Raw genomic sequence first — 5,969 nt, 5'->3', positions numbered from 1 at the left:
GAGTTTGGACCGTGTCTCAGTTCCAATGTGGCCGATCACCCTCTCAGGTCGGCTACTGATCGTCGCCTTGGTAAGCCGTTACCTTACCAACTAGCTAATCAGACGCGGGTCCATCCTGTACCGCCAGAGCTTTGATAAGAAAGCCATGCGACTTCCTCATGTTATCTCGTATTAGCATACCTTTCGGTATGTTATCCGTGTGTACAGGGCAGGTTACCCACGCGTTACTCACCCGTCCGCCGCTCTTTACCGAAGTAAATCGCTCGACTTGCATGTGTTAGGCACGCCGCCAGCGTTCATCCTGAGCCAGGATCAAACTCTCAAATAAAAGTTGTTACCTGCTCAGACTATCATTATCTGAATATCTGGCTTGGTTGTATTCGATTCTTTAAAGAATCATTAGTTATATAAATTAACCTACTGTTTAATTTTCAAAGTTCATTCCTTACAACTTCCTTAGTTTATCAAAGTAATTTTACTTTGTCAACTCTTTTCTGTTGTTTGCCTTTTTCTTAAGGACAAGTAATACTATATCACCTTAGTTTTATATGGTCAATACTTTTTTCAACATTTTTTTCATCTTAATTTTACTTTATATTTTATCATTTTATGTTATCCACATATTAACAACTTATTAACATTGAAATGTTAAGGTTCTAATTTTTTTATCCACAATACTAACATAATTATTAACATTTTTCTTTATAATATTTATTGTAAATAAAAAAAGCCATAGGCTAAAATTATATAATTTGGCCTATGACTTTTAAATTATTTAGCTTCACATAAATCTCTTTCGATATATTCTTCAGCTAATATTATTTTCTTTTCTTTTAATGTTTTTTTTACATCTATTATTCTTTGATTAGAAGAACCTCTAAATTTTAAAAATATGTCTTTTTTATCATTTTCAAATTTACCATCTACTAAAACATCTATATATTTCAATAAGTTTAGATTTTTAAATCTATTTGGATTCCTATCGTTTAAAAGTTCTTCAAATTTAAATCCTGTGTAACTCCATACATCTAAATTTTTGTCTTTTGCTTCTTTAGCAATTTCTTCTAATGCCTCAGGTTGTAAAAATGGTTCTCCTCCAGAGAGAGTTATTCCTCTTTGTAATTTTAATTTATTTAATTTATCAATTATTTCTTTTGTGTCTACTTCATAGCCTCCTCTTAGACTATGTGTTTGAGGATTATGACATTCTTCACAGTTATGAATACACCCTTGTGTCCATATAACCATCCTTAATCCTGGACCATCAACTATACTATCAAAAGTAATGGGTGCTGCTATTCTTATTTTCATAACCTATTCCCCTTTCATTACTTATGCTTTATTCTGTCACGAACTTCTGCTTGCTTAGCATTATTAAATCTATCTACAGTACCTACTAAATATCCTGTTATTCTTCTTATTCTTTCAAACTTTATACTACTGTCTTCTTCATTTCTTCCGCAATAAGGGCATATATTACCTTCTATAACCCCTGAAAAACCGCATATTGGATCTCTATCTACAGGGTGATTTATACTACCATACCCAATTCCTTCTTCTTTCATAGCTCTTATTATAGTTTCAAAAGCCTCTAAATTATCTGATGGATTGCCATCTAACTCTATATACGTTATATGTCCAGCATTAGTTAGGTTATGATATGGAGCTTCAAGTCTTATTTTATCAAAGGCACTTATCTTATAATATACTGGTATATGGAATGAATTAGTATAGTACTCTTTATCTGTTATACCCTTTATATCACCATATATCTTTCTATCCATCTTAGTAAACCTTCCTGATAATCCTTCTGCTGGAGTTGCTATTAATGAGAAATTCAGTCCATACTCTTTACTTGCTTCATCCATCCTATTTCTCATATGCCCTATTATTTTTAAACCTAATTCTTGAGCTTCTTCACTTTCACCATGATGCTTTCCTATAAGGCCTATTAAACATTCCGCTAGACCTATAAATCCAACTGTTAATGTTCCTTGCTTTATTACATCTTTTAATTTATCTTCTGGTCCTAACTCTGAAGAACCTTTCCATACTCCTTGTCCCATTAAGAATGGGAAGTTTTTCATTTTTTTATTACCTTGTATTTCCATTCTCTCTAGCAATTGTTCTATTACTAAATTAATTTTCTCATCTAATTCTTCAAAAAATCCATCTATATCTACAACTTTTTTGCTTATTAATCCATGTTTAATACCTAACCTTGGAAGATTTATAGTCGTGAATGATAAATTACCTCTTCCACTTACAGTTTCTTCACCACATTCATTTCCAAGTACTCTAGTTCTACATCCCATATATGTAGCTTCTGTTTCAGGATTTCCTTCTTCGTAATATTTTATATTGAAAGGAGCATCTAAAAAGCTAAAGTTAGGGAATAACCTTTTAGCAGATACCCTACAGGCTAATTTAAATAAATCATAGTTTGGATCTCCTGGGTTTAAACTTATTCCTTCCTTAACTTTAAATATTAGAATTGGGAATATTGGCGTTTCACCATTTCCAAGTCCACTTTCAAGAGATAATAAAAGATTCTTAGTGACCATTCTACCTTCTTCAGTAACATCTGTTCCAAAATTCACACTAGAAAAAGGTACCTGAGCACCTGCCCTAGAGTGCATAGTATTAAGATTGTGTATAAAGGCTTCCATAGCTTGATAAGTTCTTCTATCTGTCTCTCTATAAGCTTCTGAATATGCAAATTTTTGTATATTTTCTACAAATGCTTCATCTAATCCTAATTTATCTATTAACTCTCTAGTCTCTTCTTGTTTATATTCATCTTCTATTTTTATACTTAATCTAGTTTTAAGTCTATACTCGATATCATTTACTATACACTTTATTGAGTCTGTCTTATCCTCATATTTAAATAATTTAATAGCCTTTGACATATTATCTATATAGAACTTTTTAAAGGTCTTATATACACCTTCTGCTAGACCATAATCAAAGAAAGGTATACTTTGTCCACCATGTTGATCATTTTGATTACTTTGAATAGCTATAGCTGCTAATGCTGCATAGCTTATTATATCGTTTGGCTCTCTTAAAAATCCGTGTCCTGTTGAGAATCCACCTTTGAATAACTTATTAATATCTATTTGACAGCAAGTTAAAGTACCCATATTTAAGAAATCCATATCATGTATATGTATATCTCCATTATCATGAGCATATGAGTGCTCTGGCTTTATTACATGAGTTTTACAAAACTCTTTAGATACTGTACTTCCATATTGAAGCATAGTACCCATCGCAGTGTTTCCATCTATATTAGCATTCTCTCTTTTTATATCTGCATCATTTGCATCTTCAAAAGTTATCTCTTCAATAGATTTCATAAGTCTTGTTTTTGAATTTCTGATTCTACTTCTTTCTGTTCTATATATTATGTACTCTTCACTAGTTTTTGCATGACCTGTTTCTATTAACACTTTTACTACTGCATTTTGAATATCTTCTACTCCTGGAATTGAATTTATATACTTTTTATTCAATAACTTTATGACTTCTTGTGTTAATTCTTCCGCTATATTATAATCTGCTGATTTCCCATCTTGCTCAGCTATTTTACTTGCAGCTAAAAATATAGCTCTAGTTATCCTATCTGGGTTAAAAGGTATTATTCTTCCATCTCTTTTCTTAACATAATTTATCATTTTAAAACGCCCCCTAATTACTATATATTGTATTTATTCCATTATTTTTTACTACATATAGTGTTTAAACTTAAAAAAAATCCCCTTTAATCTTTTAAAGGGACTGTCTCGATGTTTACTTAAATAGAGTAGCAAATTTAGAAATTTTAGTCAAACTAACCTAAAGCATTGAAATTGCTATGTGGATAATTTGAAGCTTAGTATTTGTAACATATACAAAAAATATTATTTTTTTATTTTTTTTGTAATTTATTCATATTTAATAATCTTATTCATATACTTACTACGACATAAAACTTTGAAAATCAAAATGTTATTACTTATGCCAAAGTTATAATTACAACTTTAGGTTATCCAATATAACCTAATACATTAGTAATTAATATAATTTATTTTATACTGTAAATAATATAATATTATACATTAATTACTAATATATATATTTACTATATTGGTCAATCAAATTCCTCTTTAATTTTAATTATTTGTAATATTAATTTATCAATATAATTTTCAAATATAATAGATTTTTTAATATTATAATAATTATATTTGAATATAAATTACACTTTTTTAAATATAATTATTACTTATACCTAATAAGTCAACTTTAATAAAGAAAGGAGATTTTATGTTATCTAAAAGATTAGAAACGTTAACCCCTTCCTATACTTTAGAGATAAGTTCTAAAATTAGGCAACTTAAAGATCTTAATCTAGATGTAATAGATTTGAGTATAGGAGAACCTAATTTCAACGTGCCTGTTAGAGCTAAACTTTACGGAATAGAGTCATTAAATAACAATTATACTAGATATGACGCTGTAACTGGAATAAAACCTTTAAAAGAAGAAATTTGTAAAAAGCTTTTAAAAGAAAATAATTGTACCTATTGTCCAGAAGATATAGTGGTATCTAGTGGTGCAAAACATTGCTTAACAAATACGCTGCTCGCCTTGACTAATCCAAATGATGAAGTGTTAATCCCTATACCGTATTGGGTAAGCTATCCAGAGATTGTCAAAATAGTAAATGCAATTCCAGTGTTTATACACACATCTAAAGATAATTCTTTTAAAATAAAGGCCGAAGACTTATCTAGGTGTATAAGTAAAAATACTAAAGCTCTTATATTGAACAACCCAAATAACCCTACAGGAAGTATCTACACTAAAAATGAGTTAGAAGAGATAGTAGAGATTTGCTATAAAAATAATATATACATACTAGCTGATGAAATATATGAAAAAATATGTTATAAAGATAATTTTACATCAATAGCATCTATAAGTAATTTAGCTAAGGATATAACAATAACAATTAATGGCTTTTCAAAATCAACTAATATGACTGGTCTTAGATTAGGCTATACAGCATCTAATAGCTCCATAGCAAAAGCTATAAGTTCTATACAAGGTCATTCTGTATCACATCCTTGTATTACATCTCAATACATAGCCTATGGAGCTCTAAAGGAATGTAACTCAGATATAAATCAATTCGTAAATGAGTATAAATTAAGAAGAAAATTGATCTGTACTAAACTAGATTCAATTAATGATATAAGTTATATAAAGCCTTATGGTGCTTTCTATGTATTTATAGATATATCCAAACTAAAAAATACATTAAGCTATAATGGAAGTTTTTCATTAGAATTTTGTAGTAAATTTTTAGATACTTATAATGTAGCTGTTGTTCCAGGAATAGCTTTTGGATTAGATGATTATATAAGAATTTCTTTTGCCTGTGATGAATCTGTTTTTTTGGAAGGTGTAGATAGACTTGATAAATTTATAAATTCTTTTTCTTAATCTAAATTCATTTAAACATTACACTTTAATAAAAAGTTTATAAACTATATTTAGATGTTAATAAAAATTTTATTGATTTAAAAATACAAAAGTATAGGTTTATTTAAACCTATACTTTTTATAAAATAAAAAAGATTACGTGGCTACGTCTTACTCTCCCAGGGGGTCGCCCCCCAAGTACCATCAGCGCTAAAGAGCTTAACTTCTGTGTTCGGTATGGGAACAGGTGTATCCTCTTTGCTATAATAACCACATAATCTTTATTTGGAGCGGGTGAAGGGGATCGAACCCTCACAGCCGGCTTGGAAGGCCGGAACTCTACCATTGAGCTACACCCGCATATTAAATTTTATTAGTACTTTCAAAACTGTATACCATTTAGATTCATCATTTAAATGAGGTCAAGTCCTCGACCTATTAGTATCGATAAGCTAAATACATTACTGCACTTACACCTTCGACCTATCAACCAGGTA

Annotated in this window: 3 protein-coding genes, 1 tRNA gene and 3 rRNA genes; 1 reads left to right on the top strand and 6 read right to left on the bottom strand. The window is 29.7% G+C overall.

Annotated elements, in window-relative coordinates; translation table 11 throughout:
* The 3 genes from I1959_RS15060 to I1959_RS15050 all read right to left on the bottom strand — a co-directional run.
* Positions 1-328, bottom strand: a 16S ribosomal RNA gene (locus I1959_RS15060); the annotation flags it as partial.
* Positions 329-771: 443 nt separating this feature from the next.
* On the bottom strand, positions 772-1,311 hold the full coding sequence (nrdG, locus tag I1959_RS15055) for an anaerobic ribonucleoside-triphosphate reductase activating protein (protein ID WP_092921864.1): 540 nt from the start codon (positions 1,309-1,311) through the stop codon (positions 772-774).
* 17 nt (positions 1,312-1,328) lie between these two features.
* Positions 1,329-3,680: an anaerobic ribonucleoside triphosphate reductase gene (locus I1959_RS15050; RefSeq protein ID WP_166506198.1), complete on the bottom strand. Its 2,352-nt coding sequence runs from the start codon at positions 3,678-3,680 to the stop codon at positions 1,329-1,331.
* Between the two features lie 631 nt (positions 3,681-4,311).
* Here I1959_RS15050 and I1959_RS15045 point away from each other — a divergent pair.
* Positions 4,312-5,493 carry a pyridoxal phosphate-dependent aminotransferase gene (locus I1959_RS15045; protein ID WP_166506197.1) on the top strand — a complete coding sequence of 394 codons (1,182 nt, stop codon included), beginning with the start codon at positions 4,312-4,314 and terminating at the stop codon, positions 5,491-5,493.
* A gap of 137 nt (positions 5,494-5,630) precedes the next feature.
* Here I1959_RS15045 and rrf read toward each other — a convergent pair.
* From rrf to I1959_RS15030, 3 genes are all read right to left on the bottom strand, one after another.
* Positions 5,631-5,747: ribosomal RNA gene (gene rrf / locus I1959_RS15040) — 5S ribosomal RNA — on the bottom strand.
* 11 nt (positions 5,748-5,758) lie between these two features.
* Positions 5,759-5,832, bottom strand: a tRNA-Gly gene (locus I1959_RS15035).
* A 58-nt stretch (positions 5,833-5,890) separates the two neighbouring features.
* A 23S ribosomal RNA gene (locus I1959_RS15030) occupies positions 5,891-5,969 on the bottom strand; the annotation flags it as partial.

This window comes from Romboutsia sp. 1001285H_161024_C4 (assembly GCF_015550185.1).
Classification (GTDB): Bacteria; Bacillota; Clostridia; order Peptostreptococcales; family Peptostreptococcaceae; genus Romboutsia_C; species Romboutsia_C hominis.
The sequence above is the reverse complement of the archived record's forward strand: the minus strand, read 5'-3'. Positions and strand labels throughout refer to the sequence as shown.

Bases quoted from the DNA above. Each gene is read 5' to 3' on its own strand.
- I1959_RS15050 (WP_166506198.1), bottom strand. From the start codon at position 3,680: ATGATAAATTATGTTAAGAAAAGAGATGGAAGAATAATACCTTTTAAC.
- I1959_RS15045 (WP_166506197.1), top strand. From the start codon at position 4,312: ATGTTATCTAAAAGATTAGAAACGTTAACCCCTTCCTATACTTTAGAG.
- nrdG (WP_092921864.1), bottom strand. From the start codon at position 1,311: ATGAAAATAAGAATAGCAGCACCCATTACTTTTGATAGTATAGTTGAT.